Annotated in this window: 21 protein-coding genes; 7 read left to right on the forward strand and 14 right to left on the reverse strand. The window is 37.7% G+C overall.

Features of this window, described 5'->3' with window-relative positions; all coding sequences use genetic code 11:
• Positions 1-62 precede the first annotated feature (62 nt).
• Positions 63-716: a YdcF family protein gene (locus HC728_RS08160; RefSeq protein WP_065622563.1), complete on the forward strand. Its 654-nt coding sequence runs from the start codon at positions 63-65 to the stop codon at positions 714-716.
• A gap of 96 nt (positions 717-812) precedes the next feature.
• Here HC728_RS08160 and glgB read toward each other — a convergent pair whose 3' ends face one another.
• The 3 genes from glgB to HC728_RS08175 are packed head-to-tail and all read right to left on the reverse strand — an operon-like array spanning position 813 to position 7,700.
• A complete protein-coding gene (gene glgB / locus HC728_RS08165; protein ID WP_190395315.1) occupies positions 813-2,960 on the reverse strand; it encodes a 1,4-alpha-glucan branching protein GlgB in 2,148 nt (715 codons plus the stop codon).
• A gap of 53 nt (positions 2,961-3,013) precedes the next feature.
• Positions 3,014-5,194 carry a 4-alpha-glucanotransferase gene (malQ, locus tag HC728_RS08170; RefSeq protein ID WP_190395284.1) on the reverse strand — a complete coding sequence of 727 codons (2,181 nt, stop codon included), beginning with the start codon at positions 5,192-5,194 and terminating at the stop codon, positions 3,014-3,016.
• A 52-nt stretch (positions 5,195-5,246) separates the two neighbouring features.
• The gene (locus HC728_RS08175) at positions 5,247-7,700 is read right to left on the reverse strand and encodes a glycogen/starch/alpha-glucan phosphorylase (RefSeq protein WP_065622610.1); all 2,454 of its coding nucleotides are present in this window, start codon (positions 7,698-7,700) and stop codon (positions 5,247-5,249) included.
• Positions 7,701-8,095: 395 nt separating this feature from the next.
• Here HC728_RS08175 and malT point away from each other — a divergent pair, with 395 nt between their 5' ends.
• Together malT and HC728_RS08185 are read left to right on the forward strand one after the other, a co-directional pair.
• Positions 8,096-10,801 carry an HTH-type transcriptional regulator MalT gene (gene malT / locus HC728_RS08180; RefSeq protein ID WP_065640053.1) on the forward strand — a complete coding sequence of 902 codons (2,706 nt, stop codon included), beginning with the start codon at positions 8,096-8,098 and terminating at the stop codon, positions 10,799-10,801.
• 91 nt (positions 10,802-10,892) lie between these two features.
• Positions 10,893-11,819 carry a DUF368 domain-containing protein gene (locus tag HC728_RS08185; protein ID WP_005423228.1) on the forward strand — a complete coding sequence of 309 codons (927 nt, stop codon included), beginning with the start codon at positions 10,893-10,895 and terminating at the stop codon, positions 11,817-11,819.
• Between the two features lie 90 nt (positions 11,820-11,909).
• On the opposite strand, the gene focA is transcribed toward HC728_RS08185, so the two are convergent.
• From focA to HC728_RS08200, 3 genes are all read right to left on the reverse strand, one after another.
• Positions 11,910-12,758, reverse strand: coding sequence for a formate transporter FocA (gene focA / locus HC728_RS08190; protein WP_005423230.1), 849 nt, complete (start codon positions 12,756-12,758; stop codon positions 11,910-11,912).
• 168 nt (positions 12,759-12,926) lie between these two features.
• Positions 12,927-13,112, reverse strand: coding sequence for a hypothetical protein (locus HC728_RS08195; RefSeq protein WP_005423231.1), 186 nt, complete (start codon positions 13,110-13,112; stop codon positions 12,927-12,929).
• 45 nt (positions 13,113-13,157) lie between these two features.
• Entirely contained in the window at positions 13,158-13,727 is a 570-nt protein-coding gene (locus tag HC728_RS08200; RefSeq protein ID WP_190395285.1) for a DNA-3-methyladenine glycosylase I, read from the reverse strand.
• A gap of 117 nt (positions 13,728-13,844) precedes the next feature.
• Between HC728_RS08200 and HC728_RS08205 the strand changes: the two genes are divergently transcribed.
• The 4 genes from HC728_RS08205 to HC728_RS08220 all read left to right on the forward strand — a co-directional run bounded on the left by HC728_RS08205 (position 13,845) and on the right by HC728_RS08220 (position 16,312).
• Positions 13,845-14,285 (forward strand): hypothetical protein, encoded by a 441-nt coding sequence (locus HC728_RS08205; protein ID WP_012535635.1) that lies wholly within the window; start codon positions 13,845-13,847, stop codon positions 14,283-14,285.
• Positions 14,282-14,842 (forward strand): SCO family protein, encoded by a 561-nt coding sequence (locus tag HC728_RS08210; RefSeq protein ID WP_190395286.1) that lies wholly within the window; start codon positions 14,282-14,284, stop codon positions 14,840-14,842. Before HC728_RS08205 ends, HC728_RS08210 begins: the two co-directional genes overlap by 4 nt.
• Before the next feature lie 25 nt (positions 14,843-14,867).
• Positions 14,868-15,314, forward strand: a complete 447-nt coding sequence (locus HC728_RS08215; RefSeq protein WP_190395287.1) for a copper chaperone PCu(A)C — start codon at positions 14,868-14,870, stop codon at positions 15,312-15,314.
• A 101-nt stretch (positions 15,315-15,415) separates the two neighbouring features.
• A complete protein-coding gene (locus tag HC728_RS08220; RefSeq protein WP_017018822.1) occupies positions 15,416-16,312 on the forward strand; it encodes a DMT family transporter in 897 nt (298 codons plus the stop codon).
• A 91-nt stretch (positions 16,313-16,403) separates the two neighbouring features.
• Here HC728_RS08220 and HC728_RS08225 read toward each other — a convergent pair whose 3' ends face one another.
• From HC728_RS08225 to HC728_RS08260, 8 genes are all read right to left on the reverse strand, one after another.
• Positions 16,404-16,661 carry a YdcH family protein gene (locus HC728_RS08225; protein WP_054775707.1) on the reverse strand — a complete coding sequence of 86 codons (258 nt, stop codon included), beginning with the start codon at positions 16,659-16,661 and terminating at the stop codon, positions 16,404-16,406.
• 103 nt (positions 16,662-16,764) lie between these two features.
• Positions 16,765-17,559, reverse strand: coding sequence for a siderophore-interacting protein (locus HC728_RS08230; protein WP_190395288.1), 795 nt, complete (start codon positions 17,557-17,559; stop codon positions 16,765-16,767).
• An 11-nt stretch (positions 17,560-17,570) separates the two neighbouring features.
• Complete coding sequence (gene vctC, locus HC728_RS08235) at positions 17,571-18,332, reverse strand: iron chelate ABC transporter ATP-binding protein VctC (protein ID WP_190395289.1); 762 nt, start codon at positions 18,330-18,332, stop codon at positions 17,571-17,573.
• A gap of 8 nt (positions 18,333-18,340) precedes the next feature.
• Positions 18,341-19,291: an iron chelate uptake ABC transporter family permease subunit gene (locus HC728_RS08240; RefSeq protein ID WP_190395290.1), complete on the reverse strand. Its 951-nt coding sequence runs from the start codon at positions 19,289-19,291 to the stop codon at positions 18,341-18,343.
• Complete coding sequence (gene vctD, locus HC728_RS08245; RefSeq protein ID WP_190395291.1) at positions 19,284-20,219, reverse strand: iron chelate uptake ABC transporter permease subunit VctD; 936 nt, start codon at positions 20,217-20,219, stop codon at positions 19,284-19,286. Before vctD ends, HC728_RS08240 begins: the two co-directional genes overlap by 8 nt.
• Before the next feature lie 73 nt (positions 20,220-20,292).
• Positions 20,293-21,198, reverse strand: a complete 906-nt coding sequence (locus HC728_RS08250) for a siderophore ABC transporter substrate-binding protein (protein WP_041941215.1) — start codon at positions 21,196-21,198, stop codon at positions 20,293-20,295.
• Positions 21,199-21,409: 211 nt separating this feature from the next.
• A complete protein-coding gene (locus tag HC728_RS08255) occupies positions 21,410-21,637 on the reverse strand; it encodes a hypothetical protein (protein ID WP_005423266.1) in 228 nt (75 codons plus the stop codon).
• A gap of 273 nt (positions 21,638-21,910) precedes the next feature.
• Positions 21,911-22,273 carry a glutaredoxin gene (locus HC728_RS08260; RefSeq protein ID WP_005423267.1) on the reverse strand — a complete coding sequence of 121 codons (363 nt, stop codon included), beginning with the start codon at positions 22,271-22,273 and terminating at the stop codon, positions 21,911-21,913.
• Between the last annotated feature and the right edge of the window lie 47 nt (positions 22,274-22,320).

Here is a 22,320-nt window from a genome sequence, read left to right on the forward strand (position 1 = left end):
TATTGAAACTTAACTATCTCAGTGCAATTATTTCTCCTCATTCGCTTTCAGGAAGTGTAGATATGGCAGTAAGTCTTTTTAAGCAGTTGCAAACAGTTTGGGATTATCACCTTGTAAATCAAGAGATTATAAAATCAGATGCAATCTTTGTTTTATGTAGCTACGATCTAAGGGTGGCGGAGCATGCAGCTCAGCTTTATTTAGATGGTTATGCACCATTACTTATATTTTCAGGGGCTCAGGGCAGAGCTACAGAAGGATTATTCACTTTAAGTGAAGCAGAAACATTTGCAAATGTAGCAAAAGACATGGGAGTACCCTCCTCTGCTATTATCGTTGAAACAAAAGCAACAAATACAGGTGAAAATATCTTTTTCACTCAAGCATTATTAAAAGAAAAAGATATATCGGTTGCATCACTTATTTTAGTTCAGAAGCCTTATATGGAACGTCGATTATTAGCGACATTCTTAAAAAACTGGAATGATATAAAATTCTGTATCAGCTCACCTAATATTAGTTTTATCAATTATCCTACCGATGAAATTACATTTGACCACATTGCAAGTATTATATTAGGTGAATTACATCGTTTAAAAGTTTACCCCAAATTAGGTTATCAAGAAGCACAAGAAATACCCGATGAGGTATGGCAAGCATTTGAAAATTTAACTCGACTTGGGTTTGATGAATATTTACTGCCTAACGATAATTAATACCAATTCAGATAAGAGCCGACCGCTCACTCTGTTAATAAAAAGCCCTAAATCAGAAACTGACTTAGGGCTTTTTTCATTCATACTTGTGATTTGTTATTTTAAACGATAAAAGACCGTAGAAAGCGGTGGTAACGTAATAACAATAGATTGTGCCAATCCTTGAGACTCAACCTTCTCTGTAGAGACTTCACTAATAACAGAATAATCACTGCCACCGTAAAAATGAGCATCACTGTTTAAAATCAATTCATACTCACCAGCGATTGGCATCCCTAGGCGGAAATCCTCTCTTGGTGCTGGTGTAAAGTTACTAACAACAAGGATTCGCTCACCATTATCACCCAAACGTTCATGAGCTAATACACTCATTTCAGCTTCATCTTGCAGTCGCCACTCAAAACCAGCAGGCTCACAATCTTTTTGATAAAGCGCAGGCTCTGTTGTGTATAATTTATTTAAATCACGCACTAGCGATTGCATACCAGAGTGACGCTCAAATTGAGTTAAGAACCACTGTAATTGCCCATCATGATCCCACTCTGCACTTTGAGCTATTTCAGCCCCCATGAAGTTTAGCTTTTTCCCCGGCTGCCCATACATATATCCCATATAAGCACGTAAATTAGCCGTTTTTTGCCATTCATCTCCAGGCATTTTATCTAATATTGAGCCTTTTCCATAAACCACTTCATCGTGTGAAAGCGAAAGGATAAAGTTCTCACTAAATGCATAAACTAGCGGGAAAGTGATGGTATCGTGGTGATATTTTCGATGAATAGGGTCTTCTCTAATGTAATTTAAGCTATCATGCATCCAACCCATGTTCCACTTAAAACCAAAGCCCAAACCACCAGCAAAAGTAGGAGCAGAAACCCCAGGAAAAGCCGTTGATTCTTCCGCAATGGTCATCGCATTAGGATAATGTGAATACACCTCTTCGTTCATCCACTTTAATAAAGCGATGGCTCCGTGGTTATGGTTTCCACCTTCCCAGTTAGGGATCCATTCGCCATCATTACGCGAATAATCAAGGTAAAGCATTGATGCTACAGCATCGACACGCAAACCATCGATATGGAAATGTTCAAACCAATATAATGCATTAGAAACTAAAAACTCACGCACATGAGGTTGGTCATAATTATAAATAAAGCTCTGCCAATCATTGTGCCATCCACGACGAGGGTCTGGATCATTAAACAAGGATGTTCCATCAAAATTGGCCAAACCATGTGAATCCGATGGGAAATGAGCCGGAACCCAATCTAATACAACACCGATGCCAACTTGGTGGCATTGATCGACAAAATATTTAAAATCGTCAGGCGTACCAAAACGGCTAGTTGGTGAAAATAACCCAATTGGTTGATAGCCCCATGAACCATAAAATGGATGTTCTGATACTGGCATTAACTCTATGTGCGTATAACCCATATCTAAAATATAAGGTATTAATTGCTCAGCTAACTCACGATAGGTTAAGAAATCGCCATTTTCATTTCTCTTCCAAGACCCTGCATGCAGTTCATAGAATGAAAGCGCTTCTTTTTGCTTTTCAGTTACTGGTCTTTGCTGCCATTTGGCATCATTCCACTGATAAGAGGTTTGATCATATACCACCGATGCAAATGATGGATACTGCTCATTATGAGCGCCATAAGGATCCATTTTATGAGGAAGTGATTCTCCATTTGGTCCTTTTAACTCAAATTTATACTTAGTACCAACAGCATGTTCAGGTATAAATAACGCCCAAAGTCCGTTATCTATCCGTTGCATAATATGACGACGACCATCCCATTGGTTAAAATCGCCAATAACACTAGCTGAAGAAGCATTTGGAGCAAAAACTAAATAACGTACACCTTGAATTTGCTTACCGTCACGAACAACACTAAATAGATGTGCACCTAAATGGTTATACATCTCTTTTGGTGTATGAACTTGCGCATCCGTAGGGGAAATATTGTGGTATTGATATGGGTCATCAAGAATTTGTTCCGTTCCATTCCAATCGATAATTAATTGATAATGAACTTCTGTCATATCAATGCTTTCATTTAATACAAAAACACCCGAATGTTTCGGGTCTGAAAGCAATTGATATTCAACATGATCAGCTAATCGTACTTTTACCGATGTGGCACTTGGAAGCCAAACTCGTAGTGCAGTGGTTTGACTTTGATATTGTGGACCTAGAAAAGAAAATGGATCAGAAAAAGCAGCCCTTTCGAGCTGCATGTAGATGTCCTTTTCTTTACGTTCAACAAGTAAGTTCAACGTAAATACTCCTTTTATTTTTGGCTTGCTTGAGCGCGAATGTCGGTTAATCGTTTGGTTAATTCATTAACCTGCGGACGATTAAAAATATCATCCAGAGTAACAGACAGTTTACGACGCCAGTTTGGATATTCATTTACCGTTCCCGGTATGTTAACTGGTTTATCCATTTCTAGCCAATCTTCAAGCTGTAAACTGAGAAGTGTGCTCGATCCCGCTGCAAGATGATATTGCAACGCATCACTTAAGTATCTATCCATAGGAACAAACGAAGCATCACGGCCCACACCTTCAGGTAAATACCCATGGAAATCGACACTGTTTAAAATCTCTTGTTTTGATTCCGCACGAGTATTAAACAATTCTTTTAGTTGTTCAGGATCTGGATATAAACCGATCTCTTCACCCATTTTTAAATCATCACAATGCCAGAAACCACGTAACGTTGGCATATCATGCGTACATAATGCCGACATTGATTGCTCTTGATAATGCGTTGGTGAATAGAAACCACCGTCTTCAGACGTTTCAAAGAAGAATACTTTGTACGAATGAATCCCTGCTTCTGCAAGCAAATCAACAATCTCATCAGGTACTGTACCCAAATCCTCACCAATCACAGAACATTGATAACGATGACTTTCTAACGCAAGAATAGACAGCATATCTTCTACAGGATAATGCATGTAAGCGCCTTTAGTTGCATCTTCACCTTTAGGGATCCACCATAAGCGTAACAAGCCCAATACATGATCAATTCGAAGCGCACCACACGCTTTCATGTTTGCTCGTAGCAACTGAACATACGCTTCGTAACTTGTTTCTTTTAGCGTATGAGGGTTTAAAGGTGGTAATCCCCAATTTTGTCCCAATGGACCTAAAATATCTGGTGGCGCACCAATGCTCACATCCAGACATAAGCTACCGTGATCAGCCCACGTCTCTGAACCTGAATCAGCAACACCAACAGCCAGATCACGATACAAACCAACATCCATGCCTTTATTTTCTGCAAATTGTTGCACATCGTTAATTTGAGTAAATGCCACCCATTGTAAGTACATATACAAATCAACTTGATCACGATTATCTGCAATGTATTTTTGCACACCTTTATTATCAAAGTGCTGCAATTCATGAGGGAATACAGGCCAGCCCCAAATACTATTATCTTGGCTGTATAAGCTGTTATGCAATGCATCAAATGCAGCCTGATGTAATAAGCTCTCGCCACCTTCTGCAACAAACTCTAAGAACGCTTTTGCTCGTGCACTTTTCTTATCTAAATGACGAGTTTTAAACTCGCTAAATAGCAATGGAAGTACACTCATTTTTAGAGCAGAGACTTCTGAGTAATTCACCCAATGAGATTGACGAGCATCAGCTAAACGCTGTTGGAATTCTGCACTACCAACCAACTCTTGAGCTTGGTTACACAGTGCAAACTCAGGAACTGAACATACATCAATGTATAAAATATTTAGCCAACGACGAGATGATGGACTGTATGGGCTCGCCCCTTCAGGGTTAGCAGGAAACAGTGAATGAATCGGGTTTAAACCAACAAAATCACCGCCACGAACAGCAATATCACCCACGAGTTGCTTAAGATCACCAAAGTCACCAATACCCCAGTTATGCGGTGTTCTCAATGTGTATAATTGAACGCTTGGACCCCACATTTTTTTGCCTTTAAGCATTGCTTCTTGTTTGAAACACGCTTTTGGCGTCACAATTAATGTCATTTCATAAGGTGCTTTACGACGCTTACGAATCACTTCTAATTTATGGTAACCCCATGGCAGAGTTGGTAAAGAGAATAACAATGTACCATCATTTTCACGCTCGTCTGAAACGATTTGAGATTGTAAGTACCCTTCTAATACTTCACCCTCTTCAGTGGTGATTTTCCAACTAAATTCACTGATGCGAGCACTTTTACCAAGATTCATTTCGACTTGAAGCGGTTCATTATCACGAACAACCTGCACAGTAGAAAGTACGTCTTTTTTATGTTTCTTTTCAGCTGAACTTAAGAGTGTTTTATCATTCTTAGTGTCATAACCTAAAGAAGCCAGTAGACGAATTAAGGTTTCATCACTGACTTTTGCTTCATTGCCCCAGGCACTTACATAGCTATTTTTTAACCCTGCCAGCTCTGCGACTTGATGGAGTACATTGTTATTATCTTTCATCGCTTTTCTCCAAGGGCAGTACGATACTGCCCTCATATTATAATTTTATTAATTAACGGTTTACTGATTCCAGTTTCCAAATGTTATTTACATAATCACGGATACTGCGGTCTGAACTAAATTTACCAACCAAAGCAGTGTTTAAAATAGCCATTTTCGCCCACTGTTTTTGGTCACGATATGCTGCATCAATGTCGTTCTGAGCACGAACATAATCAGCAAAATCAGCAAGAACTAAGTATGGGTCACCGCCATACAATAGGTTGTCACGAATTGCAGATAACAGACCCACTTTACCCGGAGTAAATTCATCACCAGCTAATAAATCTAATGATGCTTGTAATAATGAATCGGCTTCATAGTACTTATACGGGTTATAACCTGATGCTTTTAACGCCTCAACTTCATCAACCTCTAAACCAAAGATGAAGATATTTTCGTCACCGACTTCTTCACGGATCTCAACGTTTGCACCATCCATCGTACCAACAGTCAATGCACCATTTAGCGCCATTTTCATGTTACCTGTACCTGATGCTTCTTTACCTGCTGTAGAAATTTGCTCAGATACATCCGCAGCTGGAATGATAATTTCAGCCATGCTCACACGATAATCAGGAATAAATACAACTTTCAGTAAATCAGACACACGAGGATCGTTATTTACTTTTTCTGCCACTTTATTAATTGCAAAGATGATCTCTTTTGCTAAGTGGTAACCCGGCGCGGCTTTTGCTGCAAAGAAGAACACACGTGGGTGCATATCAAAACCAGGTTCGTTCAATATACGATGGTATAAAGAAAGAATATTTAATAAATCCAAATGTTGACGTTTGTATTCATGTAAACGCTTAATTTGCACATCAAAGATCGCATCGGTATTTAGTTCAATACCCATGTTTTCTTGAACCCAATTAGCTAAACGCTGTTTATTTTGTTTTTTCACAGCCATGAATTCTTTTTGAAATTTCTCATCATCGGCAAAAACAGCAATATCACTCAGTTGATCAAGATGTGCAGGCCACTCATTCCCAATTTTTTCAGAAATAAGGTTTGAAAGACCAGGGTTACAGAATTTCAGCCAACGACGAGGAGTAACACCGTTAGTTACATTCGTTAGTTTTCCTGGGAAATATTCATTAAATTCAGGGAATAAATCACGCTTAACCAACTCAGAGTGAAGTGCTGCCACACCATTCACGGCATAAGATGAAACCACACATAAATTCGCCATGCGCACCATACGATGTGTGCCTTCTTCGATGATTGATAACTTGCGTAATTTATCTACATCACCTGGCCACTTCAGTTTCACGCCTTCTAAGAATAGGTAGTTAATCTGATAAATGATTTCCATGTGACGAGGTAGAAGTCGAGAAATCAGTGATTCACTCCAAGTCTCTAACGCTTCAGGTAACAATGTGTGGTTGGTATAAGCAAACGTGTTTGAACAGATTTCCCATGCCACATCCCACGATAAACCACGAACATCAATAAGTACGCGCATTAACTCAGGAATACCAATTGTTGGGTGTGTATCGTTTAATTGGATCGTTTCATATTTAGAAAGATCTTCAATCTTATGACCTGCAGCATCATGACGGCGTAAAATATCTGCAATAGAACACGCACAGTGGAAATACTGTTGCATCAAACGTAATGTTTTGCCTTTCTCGTGGTTATCATTTGGATACAGAACTTTCGTTACGTTACCAGCATCAATTAAGGCGTGTTGCGCTTCAAAGTAATCACCATTATTAAAGCTTGCAAGGCTAAACGGTGCTTTTGCACGACATTCCCACAAACGTAATGGGTAAACCGTATCACTTTGGTAACCAACAATTGGTAAATCCCAAGGCATACCTTCAACTGACATACCTGATACCCAACGACGTTTCTCTTGGCCATTTTCAGTGTACGTTTCTACATGACCATAAAAACCAACTTGCTGTGCAAAATCAGGACGAGCAACTTCCCAAGGATAGCCTTCAACTCCACACCACGCATCAGGCGCTTCTTTTTGTCGACCGTCTTCAAAAGATTGGCGGAACAAACCGTATTCGTAATGCAAACCGTAGCCAATCGCCGGATATTCTTGCGCAGCTAATGAATCCATAAAACACGCAGCTAAACGACCAAGACCGCCGTTACCTAAAGCAGGGTCACGCTCTTCTTCTAATAAATCCGTTAAGTTATAACCAAGCTCACCCATTGCTTCAGTGATCTCTTCATAAAGACCCATACTAATTAGGTTGTTACCCGTTAGACGTCCAATTAAAAACTCTAAAGATAGATAGTTTACGCTGCGTGCGTTTTTAATTTTGTCATCATTTTCTGTCGCAACAAGATCAAATGTCGTTAATTCAGCTAGGGCTTTACCCATTGCTAAATACCATACTTTAGCGCTCGCTGTTTTTTCATCTGCGGCGAATGTTGTCACTAAATGCTGCTTTACTGACGCTTTAAACGCCGCTTTATCAAATTTCTCTATGTTATTCGTTTTCATCTTAAATATCTCACGAAGGTTCATAATCAACTGTTATCAATCCTGCCTTGTTCGAATAAGAGTCACATCCTCCTTTTTGGGGGATGAGATAAGACTGAGATAAAGGCGTAGTCCTAATTAATCAAATAGCGTGTGACACGACTCAAAGTTTGTAGGCTGACAGTAAAAACCTGCGTGATATTGGACACGTTTTTACAGCATAAAAAACAAAATGATAACAAGGTCACAAATTTAAAGATTAAATAAAACTATTTAAAAAACGTATTAAATAAAACTCATGTATAAATTCATCAAGATAAAAATAAAGGTTTGATCACATTTATAGGGCGTAGTGGATAGATTAAATCTCATTATTGAGGATAATTAGCTCAGTATTTTTTAAAAGAACAATAATTATGTTAATACCATCGAAACTGCATTTTCCAAGACGATTACATAATGCCATTCTCCGCCAACGTGTTTTAGATACGCTAGAGAATGCGATGCATTACAAACTTGTTTTATTTCGATCTCCGGCTGGCTACGGAAAAACAACCATGGCTGCACAGTGGTTATCAGACAAAGACGCTACTGGGTGGTATAGCCTAGATGAGAGTGATAATGATGAATATAAATTTGCAAAATACTTTGTACAAACAATAAGTAATGCAACTCATACTGAATTATCACACTCAAAAGCGTTAACTGAGAAACGTCAGTTTGCTTCATTATCAAGCCTATTTTCACAAGTCTTTACTGAGCTAATCTCGTTTCAAGATGAAGCTTATATCGTTCTCGACGACTATCACTTAATTACCAATGACACCATTCACCTTGGCTTAAAATTCTTCTTAAAACACCTTCCAGATAATTTGACACTGGTAATAACAAGTCGCTCTCAACCACCTCTAAATACAGCAAATCTACGTGTGAGAGACTTATTAATTGAAATTGATAATCAAAGTTTGGCGTTTGACCAATCAGAAACATCTCTATTTTTCAATCAACGTCTAAATGAGAATATTGACCAAGAAGCCATCACTCATGTTCGTGAGCATGTTGAAGGCTGGCCATCTGCACTTCAATTGATTGCACTGCACAGTATTCAAAATAATCAATCCTTAAATAATTCAGCACAAGTCATGGCGCAATTAAACCATGCTCACTTATGGGATTATTTAGCAGAAGAAGTGTTTGATCATTTGGATCAAGAAACGCAGCAATTTTTAATGCGTTGTGCTGTTTTTGATCATTTTAATACCACACTGCTATCTAAGGTAACGCAACGAAAAGATGCGCAGTTGCTTATTGAAAATCTAAACCGATTCGGATTATTTATTAATACAAATGGTGAACAAGGTGATTGGTATAAGTTCCATAACCTCTTTGCTGAATTCTTAACCCACCAAAGACAAAACCACCTAGCTCATGAAGAAATAGACCTGCAAAAATACGCAGCAGAAGCATGGCTTGAGCATGACAATATCTATCAAGCACTTCGTCATGCGAAAAACGCCAAAGATGATATTCTGATCGCTAATATACTTACGCAGCATGGCTGGCATTTATTTAATAATGGGGAACTTTCTTTATTAGAGACCACCATTTCAGATCTTCGTCCTGAGGTATTATTTACCTCTCCTCGCCTTGTTATTATTCGCGCATGGTTAGCTCAAAGTCAGCATAATTATCTACAAGTAGATGATTTACTCTCTGAAGCACAACGTGAAATGGCGGATAGAAATATTGTTCTTGATAGGCATATGCAAGGAGAGATTGATGCACTGCGAGCACAGGTTGCCATCAATAAAAATGAACCTGAAGCTGCACTTGCCTTTGCAGAAAAAGCACTTGAAGAATTAGAAACCAATAAATACCGCAGTCGCATCGTCGCAACATCTGTTATTGGTGAATATCACCACGTTTCAGGAAACCTTGCACAAGCACTTGCTCTAATGCAACAAACTGAAAAAATGGCCATGACCTATGGCATCTATCATCAAGCTTTGTGGGCAATCTTACAACAAAGCGAGATTTTAATGGCACAAGGGTTTATGCAAGCGGCTTTTGACCTTCAAGATAATGGTTTTAAATTAATTGAAGACCAAGACTTACATCAACTACCATTGCATGAATTCTTACTTCGCTCTCGAGCTCAAATTTACTGGTTCTGGTTCCGTTTTGACGAAGCTGAACAATGTACTTGGAAAGGCTTAGATGTTCTCTCTCCTTTTGATGAAACTAAGCACTTGCGTGGCTACTCAATGCTTGCTCGCTTGGCCGTTGCTCGTGGTGAACTTGATAAAGCTGAACGATATCTAGATAAATGCCAACAACTACTTGGACAATCTGATTATCATATTGACTGGAAAGCAAATGCCTCTTCAGCTCAACTTTTCTATTGGCAAGCGAAAAACAATTCAGAAGCCATTCAATATTGGTTAGCCCAAGCAGAAAGACCAGAAACTCGCTGTAATCACTTTACCCAACTGCAATGGCGTAACATTGCACGAGCTCAATTCCATCTAGGTGATATTGATACAGCAATTGAAACACTGCAAACCTCTCAAACTATTGCTCAACAACATAAATTGATCACTGATATCAATCGTAATGCGATCTTAGCTGCCATTTTACTGTATGAAAACAAACAGATTGATGAAGCCGTTGAAGCAATGCACCTTGCAATTAAGCAGTCAAACCAAACAGGGATCATTGGTAGTTTTCTAATGGCGGGACGAAACGTTTTAAAACCCCTTGGGAAATTACAACAAAAAGGCAATGTTACTGAGCTTGAAAAACATCGAATTGAACAATTACAGAAAGCGCTATCAAATAATGAACGCTCTCGTTCAGCTCACTTCGATGAAACCTTTATTGAAAAAGTATTAAATACACCAGAGGTTCCCGAACTAATAAGAACAAGCCCACTTACCCATCGTGAATGGCAAGTGTTAGGTCTTATTTATTCTGGCTTTAGTAATGAACAAATTGCAGCTGAATTTGATGTTGCACCAACCACTATTAAAACTCACATTCGTAATTTGTATCAAAAACTGAATCTTCCAAATCGAAAAGCTGCTATCGCTATGGCTGACGAATTAGTAGGAATGATGAAGTAATCAAATTTACGACATTTTTTACACAGAACTTATGTATAATCATGCCATCTTCATGCATTGTGCATAAGTTTTTTATTTGTATCGAGATAAAATGAATTATTTAACAACGTTCTTTAAAGGCATGGCAATGGGAGCCGCTGATGTGGTTCCTGGGGTATCAGGTGGTACGATTGCATTTATTACTGGCATTTATGATACGCTTCTAGAAAGCATTCGACGTATTAATCCATCAATCTTAGGTTTATGGAAACGCGAAGGTTTTAAAGCAGCATTTAATCACATTAACGGCTTCTTTCTTATTTCTCTATTTGGTGGGATCTTAACAAGCATCCTGACATTAGCGAAATTCATTACGTGGATGTTGCACACTCACCCTATTCCATTATGGTCGTTTTTCTTTGGCTTGATCCTAATTTCAATCGTACATATTGCGAAACAGATTGAAAAATGGTCTTTAGATCGTTTTGTTATGTTATTTGCCGGAGCCGCGTTTGCTTATAGCATTACCGTTCTTAACCCAATGACAATGACACCGTCAACTTTCACTTATATTCTTGCAGGCTCTATTGCTATTTGTGCGATGATCTTACCGGGTATTTCAGGAAGCTTTATTCTTCTGCTTATCGGCATGTACGGCCCAGTACTTGGGGCAGTTAAATCTCTTGATTTAGTGACTATGGGATTGTTCGCATCAGGCTGCTTAATTGGCTTATTAAGCTTCTCACATGTTCTTTCTTTCCTATTGAGAAAGTTCCGAGATATTACGCTAATCTTCCTGACAGGCTTAATGGCTGGCACATTAGGTAAAATCTGGCCTTGGAAAGAAGTGTTAGAATGGCGCATTAATTCAAAAGGTGAGCAAGTTCCATTAATAGAGCAAAACCTATCTCCATTTAATTACGAACAAGTAACGCAGCAACCAGCACTCATTGGTTTCGCTGTATTTGGCGTTATTTTAGGTATTGGTTTAGTTCTTGGTCTTGAAATGTACGCTAAGAAAAACGAGAAAGAATCGTAATTGATTGGTGTAAACTGATAAATCAATAAATACAAAAAAGGAGCATTCAATATGCTCCTTTTTTTATATCAGTAATACTGCTGATATTAATTAGTGATGATTTGGTTCACGAAGATAAATAATCCAGTAACCCATACCAACGAAGATGCCACCACCAATGATATTACCAATCGTTACAGGGATAAGGTTATTAATCACAAAATTATGTAATGTTAAATCTGCAAAATCCAATGCTGAATAACCACTTGCTGCCCAGAACTCTGGAGAAGCAAAAGTCTTAATGCCAATCGCCATTGGGATTTGGAACATATTTGCAATACAGTGCTCAAAACCTGCTGATACAAACATTGCTACAGGTAAGATCATAACCAAAATTTTATCTGTTAATGTACGACCAGAAAATGTCATCCATACGCCAACACAAACTAATACGTTACACATAAGACCTAGTGCAACAGCTTGCCAAAAACCATGATGCAACTTGTGTTGTGCAATTTTCATTGTGTTGATACCAACGGCACCACCATCGTTCATGTATTGTTTTGCAACTAACATGATACCAACAAGTAGCATGGCACCAATAAAGTTACCAACATAAACAACGGCCCAGTTCGCACATAGGTTTTTCCAGCTGATTTTACCACTTGCACGAGCAACTAAAGTTAACACCGAGCTGGTAAATAGTTCACCACCGGTTACCACAACTAAAATAAGACCAAGACTGAAAGCCAAACCGCCAACAAAATGGGACATACCCCATGGCATTGATTCAGCACCAGTAGTTACTGTGGTATAGAAGATAAAAGCAATACCGATATGTATTCCGGCAGTAATTGCTAATAAAAATGATTTAAATGGATCTTTGGTTGCTTTTGCTACGCCAACTTCAGCAGCGCGTTCTGCCATTTGTGGCGGTAGTAAAGAATCGAATTGGTTCATAGTAGAAACATTTTGATACAAGTGAATAGGAGGGTCGGATAATCCTCCTATTTTGTTCGGAATACAAGCAATTTTATTGTTGAAGAGTATTAATTTTAAGATTTGAATAAAGTATAAAAAAATATTTATTGAAACTAATAAATAAGCATTGATTAAGTAAAATAAGATTTAAATTTTGATATCTATGCTTTCTCTATGACGGCGATCTTTATTTACTCTACGATCATACAACACAGGTTTTGATGGATACGTTCGTCGCTCTTCTTTTTTTCTAAGCTCTGCTTGGTAGGTTCCATCCACATCTACGGTATCAATAATTTTTTCATCAACATTTGGTAAGGATTTTTTACTCATATCCCCTCCTTAACTCTTCGTTTTTTACAAAACAACAATTGTTACTTATTTGTTATTATTAACATAACAAGGGCAATTAACCAAGTGATCATTCACAACCCCCGTTGCTTGTAAAAAGGCATAGCAAATCGTAGATCCTACAAATTTAAAACCTCTCTTTTTTAAATCTTTACTTAATTTATCTGATAATTCGGTTGTTGCAGGTACATCAGACATCACTTCCCAGTGATTAATGATCGGTTTCTGATCGACATAAGCCCAAAGGTAATTTGAAAAACTGCCAAATTCTTGCTGTATCTTTATAAAAGCATTCGCATTCGTAATCACTGAATTAATTTTAAGTCGATTACGTATAATTCTGGAATCTTGCATTAAGGATTCCACTTTATCTTGGTCATATTGAATGATCTTTTGTAAATCAAAACCATCAAATAATAATCGATAGCCTTCGCGTTTCTTTAAGACCGTCGACCAACTTAAGCCAGCTTGAGCGCCTTCTAAAATTAAATACTCGAATAACTCATGATCAGAATAAACAGGCACTCCCCATTCATTATCATGATATTCCCTATCTAAATCAGAAACCTCTGCCCAGTGACATCGCTCTTTTCTCATTTCCTTACCACCTTTTTTATATACAATTTAACTGAGCTCACACAACAGATAATGCATGCATATCCAAAATTTAACTTATGTTACCATTCATTAACCAGTTTAATTGAGCCGATATATATGAAAGCATTCGCAGTTTTGATCAAAGCCTTTCTTATCCTATTACTATTGTGTACTGGTTTTTTCTTTACTGAAATAAGCACCTATGTAAAAAGCTATGTAAGCCCCAAAATTCAGCTTGAAAATACTTGTCATTTATCAACACAAATTTGTCAGCAAGGTGACGTATCCATCACGCTTGAAAAAGATACATTAACGCCGTTACAACCTAGCTCTATTTTAGTGAACTGGCCTAATCAAAATGCCAAAAACCTCATTATTACTCTACAAGGTTACGATATGGCAATGGGAAACCCGACATTTAAATTATTACCCAATGCAGACAAAAGCTACTCTGGCGATATTTTACTTCCTATTTGTACACAAAATACCATGATTTGGGTCGGAACAATTAGTGATGGTAGCACCTCTATTAATGTTTCGTTAAAGGCAGAACAATGAAAAAACTCTTAATTATCACTCTTATTATTTTATCAGGATTTGGGTTAAAGCAGCTCTATTTATCAAAAACAGCCAACAATACATCACTTTATGGTGCACAAAATCAACCAATAAACCTTTTTGACGAAACCGACCCTAGAATACGTATTGTTTATTTTGGCTTTACTCGATGCCCTGATGTTTGCCCAACATCTTTAGCTATGTTATCAGGGGCTTTCAACCAAATTAACAAAACAACTTTATCCCAATTTAAACCCGTGTTTATCACGTTAGACCCTGAGCGTGATGATGCTGAGCATGCTGCTGAATATGCCCACTATTTCCATCAATCAATAGAAGGCAGTTCAGGTTCACTTCAAACCATTACACAATTAGCTGAACGTTATGGCGTTGTTTTTCATAAAACGGAACTGCCTAATTCAGAATTAAAATACACGATTGACCATTCGTCTTATTTTTACTTTTTAGAACCCAATGGCACTTTAATTACCAAAGTGCCGCATACAATAACACCAGATCCCATAGTGAAAGCAATTAATGAACTTTCGCAGCTATAACGACACTTTAAAAGGAATATTAACCATGAAAAAAACATTGCTTGCTCTTAGCGCCCTATTTATTAGTTCGGCTTCTTTTGCACAAAGTGATTTGGTCATCGAAAATCCATACGCACGCGCAACGCCACCAAATGCAGTAAATAGCGCTATTTTCATGACCATTAAAAATAATGGTGATAAAGACCGTACTTTGGTTTCTGCTACGACATCAGCGGCTAATAAGGTTGAACTTCATACTGTTGTAAAAAGTGACGGAATGATGAAAATGCGTGAAGTGGACTCCATGACAATAGCAAAAGACTCAGAAACGGTTTTAAAGCCTGGTGGCCTACATATCATGCTTTTTGAACTAACAGGTCCGCTAAAAGAAGAAGAATTTATTGATGTAAGACTTAACTTTGCAAATGGTGATAAAGAAGTATTTAAAGCGCCAGTGAAGAAAGTCATGGCTGGAATGAAGCACAAAATGTAATCATGTCTTATTAGTAAGTCAGCATGTCCGATTAGAGATATATGTAATTAATTGTACCTGTCAAACTGCATCCCATTATCCTCTGATGAGATGCAGTTCACATGTATTATCTTTTACCGCTATTCACCGTACTCATTTGGGGCGGAAATTCTATCATCAATAAGATGGCAGCTTCTGCTATCGAACCTAGCGCAATGAGCTTTTATCGTTGGGCTTTTGCCATGCTGATTTTAACTCCGTTTTGCTTACCATCTGTTATTAAATCTCGTCATGTGATCCGTCCGTATTTAAGCAAATTGGCTTTCCTAGCCTTACTTGGCATGGTATTAAACCAATCTCTTGGTTATTACGCAGGTTTAACGACTACGGCTTCAAATATGTCGTTAATCACCTCACTAGTGCCATTAATCAGTATCTTTCTTAGTCTCCCGTTATTGGGAAAACGTATTTCAGCATTAAGTATTGTCGGTGCCGTGATTTCACTTGCGGGTCTAACATTTATGCTTGGTCACGGAGATATGACTTTCTTTTTACATCAACCAATTACAGAAGGTGATGGCTTGATGGTAATCGCAGCCCTCTCTTATGGTGCCTATTGCGTATTATTAAAACGCTGGAAAATGCCAATTACTAACTGGCAACTTATTTACATGCAAGGTATGTTTGCTGTCGCAATGCTAACCCCATTATGGTTAACAAGTGATAGCCTATTACCAACAGAAAGCTCGATTCCACTCATCATGTATGCATCAATTGCCGCTTCTATCTTAGCGCCTTGGATGTGGGTAAAAGCAATTGATGTAATTGGTGCAGAATCAAGTGCAATGTTCATGAACCTACTACCAGTAGTGGCGGTATCGTTAGCTGCAATCCTACTAGGTGAGAAGATTGAAAGCTATCATCTAATGGGCGGAATAATGGTTATTTCAGGTGTTATCTTGGCACAAATTAAAACCAAGAAAGCCAAACAAGAAGCAAGTCTACTTATCAAAGCTTAATTACGCTTAACGAATTAGATATAAGAAAGCCGGCTCATTGTGAGTCGGCTTTTTTGTGGGCATTCATGAGTTATTGCAGAATAATTGGAAATTAGTTACTAACCATTTCATGATGTTCAACTAACTGCTTATATAATATGTCTTTTAATTCCATACGCTGACGCTTTAATGCATGCATACTATCATCACCAATTGGACTACCTGATATCTCTAATTGTCGAATGTCATAATCAAGTTGATGATATTGTTGGAGATCAGCTTTAAATTTAGGATCATCATGATTAAGCTGAACAATATCCAATTTAAGCTCTGGAAAATCTAAGATAAAAGCGTGGTTTTCATTTAGCATTGGCACTTCCTTTTCTATCAGATTACCTACCAGTATAGGAACAATCCATCAAAAGAAATGTGCCGCATCACTCAAAGTTAATCACAAATCTTCTAGGCAAGAACTAATCCTCAGCAAGCTGGTCTTCGTGCTTAGCCACTTTATGTCCATCTTCTGTACAGCCCTCTTTCCAGTAGCTGCTAATATAAAGATCGTCTTTATCAACTTCCTTTTCATTACGGAAATACGTACGAAGCGCTCTCATGTTGTTAAACTCACACGCACTCCATACAGCAACTCGACCCGCTTTCCACTCTTGTGAGCGAACCGTATCTGTTAATCCTTCCTCATCAGATTTAATGACCCATACAAGCTCAATACCTTGTGGTTTCGCTAGATCTTGCTTATCTGATGGATGGTTAATTTCAATAACCGCATAACCTATTGCCGTTGCAGGCAAAGCTTCAAGTTTTGCAGATAATGCAGGTAACGCTGTCATATCAGCAACTAAGAAGAACCAATCTGCTTCTACATTTAATCCTTTGATACTTCCTGGGCCAGCAATTGAAATCGTATCGCCATTAACGGCATTTTGAGCCCAAGCAGATGCAAAGCCTCCAGTTTCAGCCGTCATCGCTGCATGCGCATGATGATGGCGAACAAAGTCAACATCCAGTTCATTCTGTTCTTTTCTCAAATTACGCACGGTATAGGTGCGCATCATTGGACGAGTGTCGTCAGGAATACCAGAAAGATCGGTTCCGCCATTGTCATTAAACAACAGCTTGATGTAACCGCCTTCACTTTCCATATTAAAATCAGACAGATCTTCAGCTTTAAACGTAATGCGCTGCATATTAGAAGTAAATTGCACACTCTTTAAGACAGTCAGCACTCGTGGTGAGGGTTTATTACTCATAACTTAATCCTTTATTGTCCGTAATACATACAAATACGTTGGCCATTAACTTCATGGATATCAAACTCGGTTTCATATATTTCAGACAACACCTCTTTTCTAATAACTTCAGCAACGGTACCATTGGCCACCACTTTGCCTTTTTTAAGTGCCACAATATTGTCTGAATAGCATGATGCAAAATTAATATCGTGAATAACAATAACAACCGCTTTACCTAGTTCATGAGCCAACGTCTTAATGTTTTTCATGATTTGCAATGAATGTTTAATATCTAAGTTATTTAGCGGTTCATCTAAAAATACATAATCCGTATCTTGCGCAACAACCATAGCGATGAACGCTAATTGACGTTGACCACCACTTAATTGGTCTAGATATTTATTCTGAATAGGTTCAAGCTCTAAATAGCGAATTGCCTTATCCATCACTTCATTATCGTGCTTTGTGAGTTTGCCTTGGCTATATGGAAAGCGACCAAAGGCAACAAGCTCACGAACCGTAAAACGCATATTTAAATTGTTAGATTGTCGAAGTACCGCTAATTTTTTCGCAAGAGCTTTAGTGTCCCAATCCACCACTTCTTGGTTTTCGATGAGGACACTACCGCTGTCTTTTGCTAATAAACGACTTGCCATGGATAACACGGTACTTTTACCTGCTCCATTAGGACCAATGATCGACGTAACTTCGCCTTTAACAAAAGAAGCGGAAGCTTGGTCTACTACTTTTTGCTGACCAAATGATTTAGATAGTTGAGATAATGAAATCATACGTTTCTCTATTGAATTTTTTGTCTAACTAACAGTGATAAGAAATACAAACCACCGATAAAATTAATTACTACGCTTAGTGTCGTTTCAAACTTAAATATGTTTTCGATAACCCATTGTCCTGAAAGCAACATCGACATTGCCATTAAACTGCTTCCCAGTAGCAAAGTACGATGACGATAGGTATGAAAAAACTCTTTCGCTAAGTTCGCTACCAACAAACCAAAGAACATCACAGGGCCAACTAATGCCGTTGAAACCGAAATTAAAATCGCCACTAAGATAAGTACTTGTTTTGTCACTTTACCAACATCAACACCCAAACTGGTCGCGTTATCATTATCTAGCCAGAACACATCGAGAATATTCGACATTCTAAAAATAACCGCACTAATAAGAAGTAATGGAATCACACAAAAATAAACAAGATCTTTGTTAATGTTATTAAAACTGGCAAACATACTCGATTGGATCGAAGCAAAATCGTTCGGGTCGACTAACATCGTGAAGAAAGAAGAAATGTTAGAAAATAGCTGTCCAAAAATCACCCCAAGCAATAATAAGGTAATTACATTACTGTTATTTTTCTTGAAATAAAAACCAAATAACAATAAAGAAAACCCGACCATTATCACAACTGACATAACAAAGTTTAAAAATGGATTTAATATGAAAACACTAAAGCTACCAAAAATAACAACAACCAATACTTGAGTGAGTAAATACAAGGCATCAAAGCCCATGATACTCGGCGTTAAAATGCGGTTATGCGTAATGGTTTGAAAAACCAAAGACGACTGAGCAATCGCGATACTGGCTAAAATCATCGCCAATACTTTAGGTACACGGCGTGACAAAAAGTATTCATAATTTGAAGCGTCAAGCCCAATACCAATAAACAAAAAGGTGAATAATACGGTAATGAAAGCCAATGCCGTTAATTTAATTGAATCAGACATTTTGCTTACCTTTTACGATAAAGAAAATAAACACCATTCCACCCAAAATACTAATGATCATAGAGATAGGAATTTCATAAGGGAAAATGATCACACGCCCCACAACATCACACGCAAGAATTAATATCGCACCAACAATAGCTGTTAGTGGAATATTTCTACGTAAATTATCACCATAAAATTGTGCCACTAAGTTAGGAACAATGAGGCCAAGGAAAGGTAATTGCCCAACAATCATGACTACTGTTGCCGACATAACAGAAACTAAAATAATGCTAAGAAATAGTATTTGCTTGTAATTCAGGCCAATATTAGTAGCAAAGTCTTTACCCATACCAACAGCAGATAAACGTGTTGCGTACCAATAGCTGATCACAGAAATAGGGATTGCGATATACAGTAATTCGTAGTTACCTTGAAGAATGTTGGCAAAGTTGGCTACTGTCCACGCTGAAAGGTTTTGAACTACATCGTATTTATAGGCAACAAAAGTAGCAGCAGAAGAGACAACATTACCAAAGATAATACCGATGAGCGGTACATAAATGGCATTTTTAAATTGAATACGATGAATAAACTGAATGAAAAGAAGCGTACCACCAATTGCCATTGCAAAAATGAGTAGTAAATTATCACCATGCCCAAAGAGTACTAAACTCAATACGTAGCCCAACATAGCGCATTCGATGGTGCCAGAGGTTGATGGTGCAGCAAATCGGTTTTGGCTGATCTGTTGCATGATTAGACCAGCAATACTCAAACCGGCACCAGATAATAAAATCGCTAATAAACGTGGTAAACGACTTACCATAAGAAGCTCTAAAGCTTCTGTATCACCACGGAATATAGCTGACAGCGGTAAATCAGCAACGCCAATAAATACCGAAGCAAAACTCAATACAATAAGAACAAGCAATAACTTTTTCAAAGCTAACCTCAGCCTACACAAAGCGTACTATCTCAATGAAATAACACGCTTTACAGTGGAATTAGAAATAAATTTAAAGATGAATAGATTGTTTTACATCAGCAATCATTTGATCTGTTGCTGTTACGCCTGATACCGCTAAATACCATGCATTAATATCAAGGTAAGTTAGGCTATCATTTTTATAAGCATCAGTTGCCTTTACTAATGGGTTAGCAAATTCTTCACGTGTACGGCTCTTATCTTTATTGATCAATTTATCTTTATCAATAATCAGAAGGTTTGATGGGTTTACATCACGGATAAATTCATACGATACCAAATCACCATGACGAGATTCTTTAATACCCTCTACCGCCTCTTTAAATCCAAAGTCTTTATAAATAGAAGAAAAACGCGATTGAGCTCCGAAGGTTGTGATATTACCACCGGCACTCATAACCGTTAATGCTGCAACATTATTTGCTTTATTGTGTTCAGCAATAGCGTTAAATTCAGCATCTACGCTAGCGATTTTCGCTTCCACTTTATCTTGAATTTCAAAAATATTACCTAGCATACGCCATTGTTGTTGTGTGCTTTTCCAATAACTTTTTGAATCTGCAGTAAATACGATTGTTGGGGCGATTTCAGACAGATCTTTATACGCTTTCACCGCTCGTGAACCAATAATGATCACATCCGGTTTTTGCATGTAAATAGTTTCAAAATCAGGCTCACTTAAGCTACCAGAAGAAGCATATTCTTTCGTTTTATACTTTAGTAAGTAAGAAGGCATTGTCGTTGCCTGAGTTACCGCTACTGGTTTAATACCAAAATAATCAATGGCATCTAACGTTCCTGTACCAATAACAACAACACGTTGAGGTTTTGTCTCAAGTGTCGTTTTGCCTAATTGATGAGAAACGGTAATCGTTTCAGCATAACTTGATGCAGAAACTAATAAACCAAATAACATTGTAGCGATACTTTTTTTCATATTCTTTACACTCAAGTGATAACTATTCGTATTTCGATTCACTATAATGAAAATGGTTATTATTAACCAGAATAAAAAAGTAAAGATTGTAAAGGCGTAAAAAATATAAGGCTATTAGAAGAGAGTTGAGATAATTGCGGTTCTATAGGCAATAAAAAAGGCCATTATAGGGGGAATGATAATGGCCTTAAAAATACATAGCTGGTTTTCTTTAGTGTAAGTGTCTCTTCGTTACTTCACATGAAAGAGTCTCATGATCAAACAAGAAACGAAACGCGTGCGAGTTAAAATATTTCCCGTCACTCCATAACACTTCACCAAAGATCTTACAGAGATCCATGTCTGAAGCTGAACCTTTCTTATCGATTAATCCAATAACAGATAAAACTTGGCTCTCTATATCCTTGGGACAATTTTTAATTGACCATTTATGAGTCATACTCATTTTTTCCATAATAATAACTAGCCTAATGTGTTTTTATTTATTGTGCTCAAGTCACAAAACACAGTTTAACCCAATGATAACTTAAATCAAGCTTTTTTGTGACTTAAGTCTCACAAAGTGAAATTACTGACAAATTATAGAAGTATAAATAATCAAAAATGAGATCTTTATCATTGATATTTTACATATTTAACACATAAAAAAGGCGCTGTATTAATACAAACGCCTTCGAGATACCACTTTAGTGTTAATGCAAGCTATTGGTATTTAAGGATATTTACTTTCTAAAAATGACATTATGTCGGCAGACTCATACATCCATTGTGTTTCACCATTTTCATTATCAATACGCAAGCATGGTACTTTTATTCTTCCACCTCCAGCTAACAAAGCGGCTCTGTGCTCTTCATTATTTTTTGCATCTCGTAATTCAATGTTCAGTGATTGACGTTTAATCGTTCGACGCACTTTCACACAAAAAGGACACGCTTCAAATTGGTACAAAGAATACTTTGTTGTTTCTGCATCAATTTCAGTCTGTTTAGCAGGATCTCGCTTAACTCCTGAAGGAGAAAATACACAATCCAAACCTAAAATAACCTTACCAAGCACGAAACGAATAACTTTCATGTTTACTCTCCTAAATAATGCATCAGTAGCTAACAACGTTGAGCAAA

Origin of the sequence: Aliivibrio sp. S10_S31 (genome assembly GCF_014694495.1) — a bacterium.
Lineage (GTDB): Bacteria > Pseudomonadota > Gammaproteobacteria > Enterobacterales > Vibrionaceae > Aliivibrio > Aliivibrio fischeri.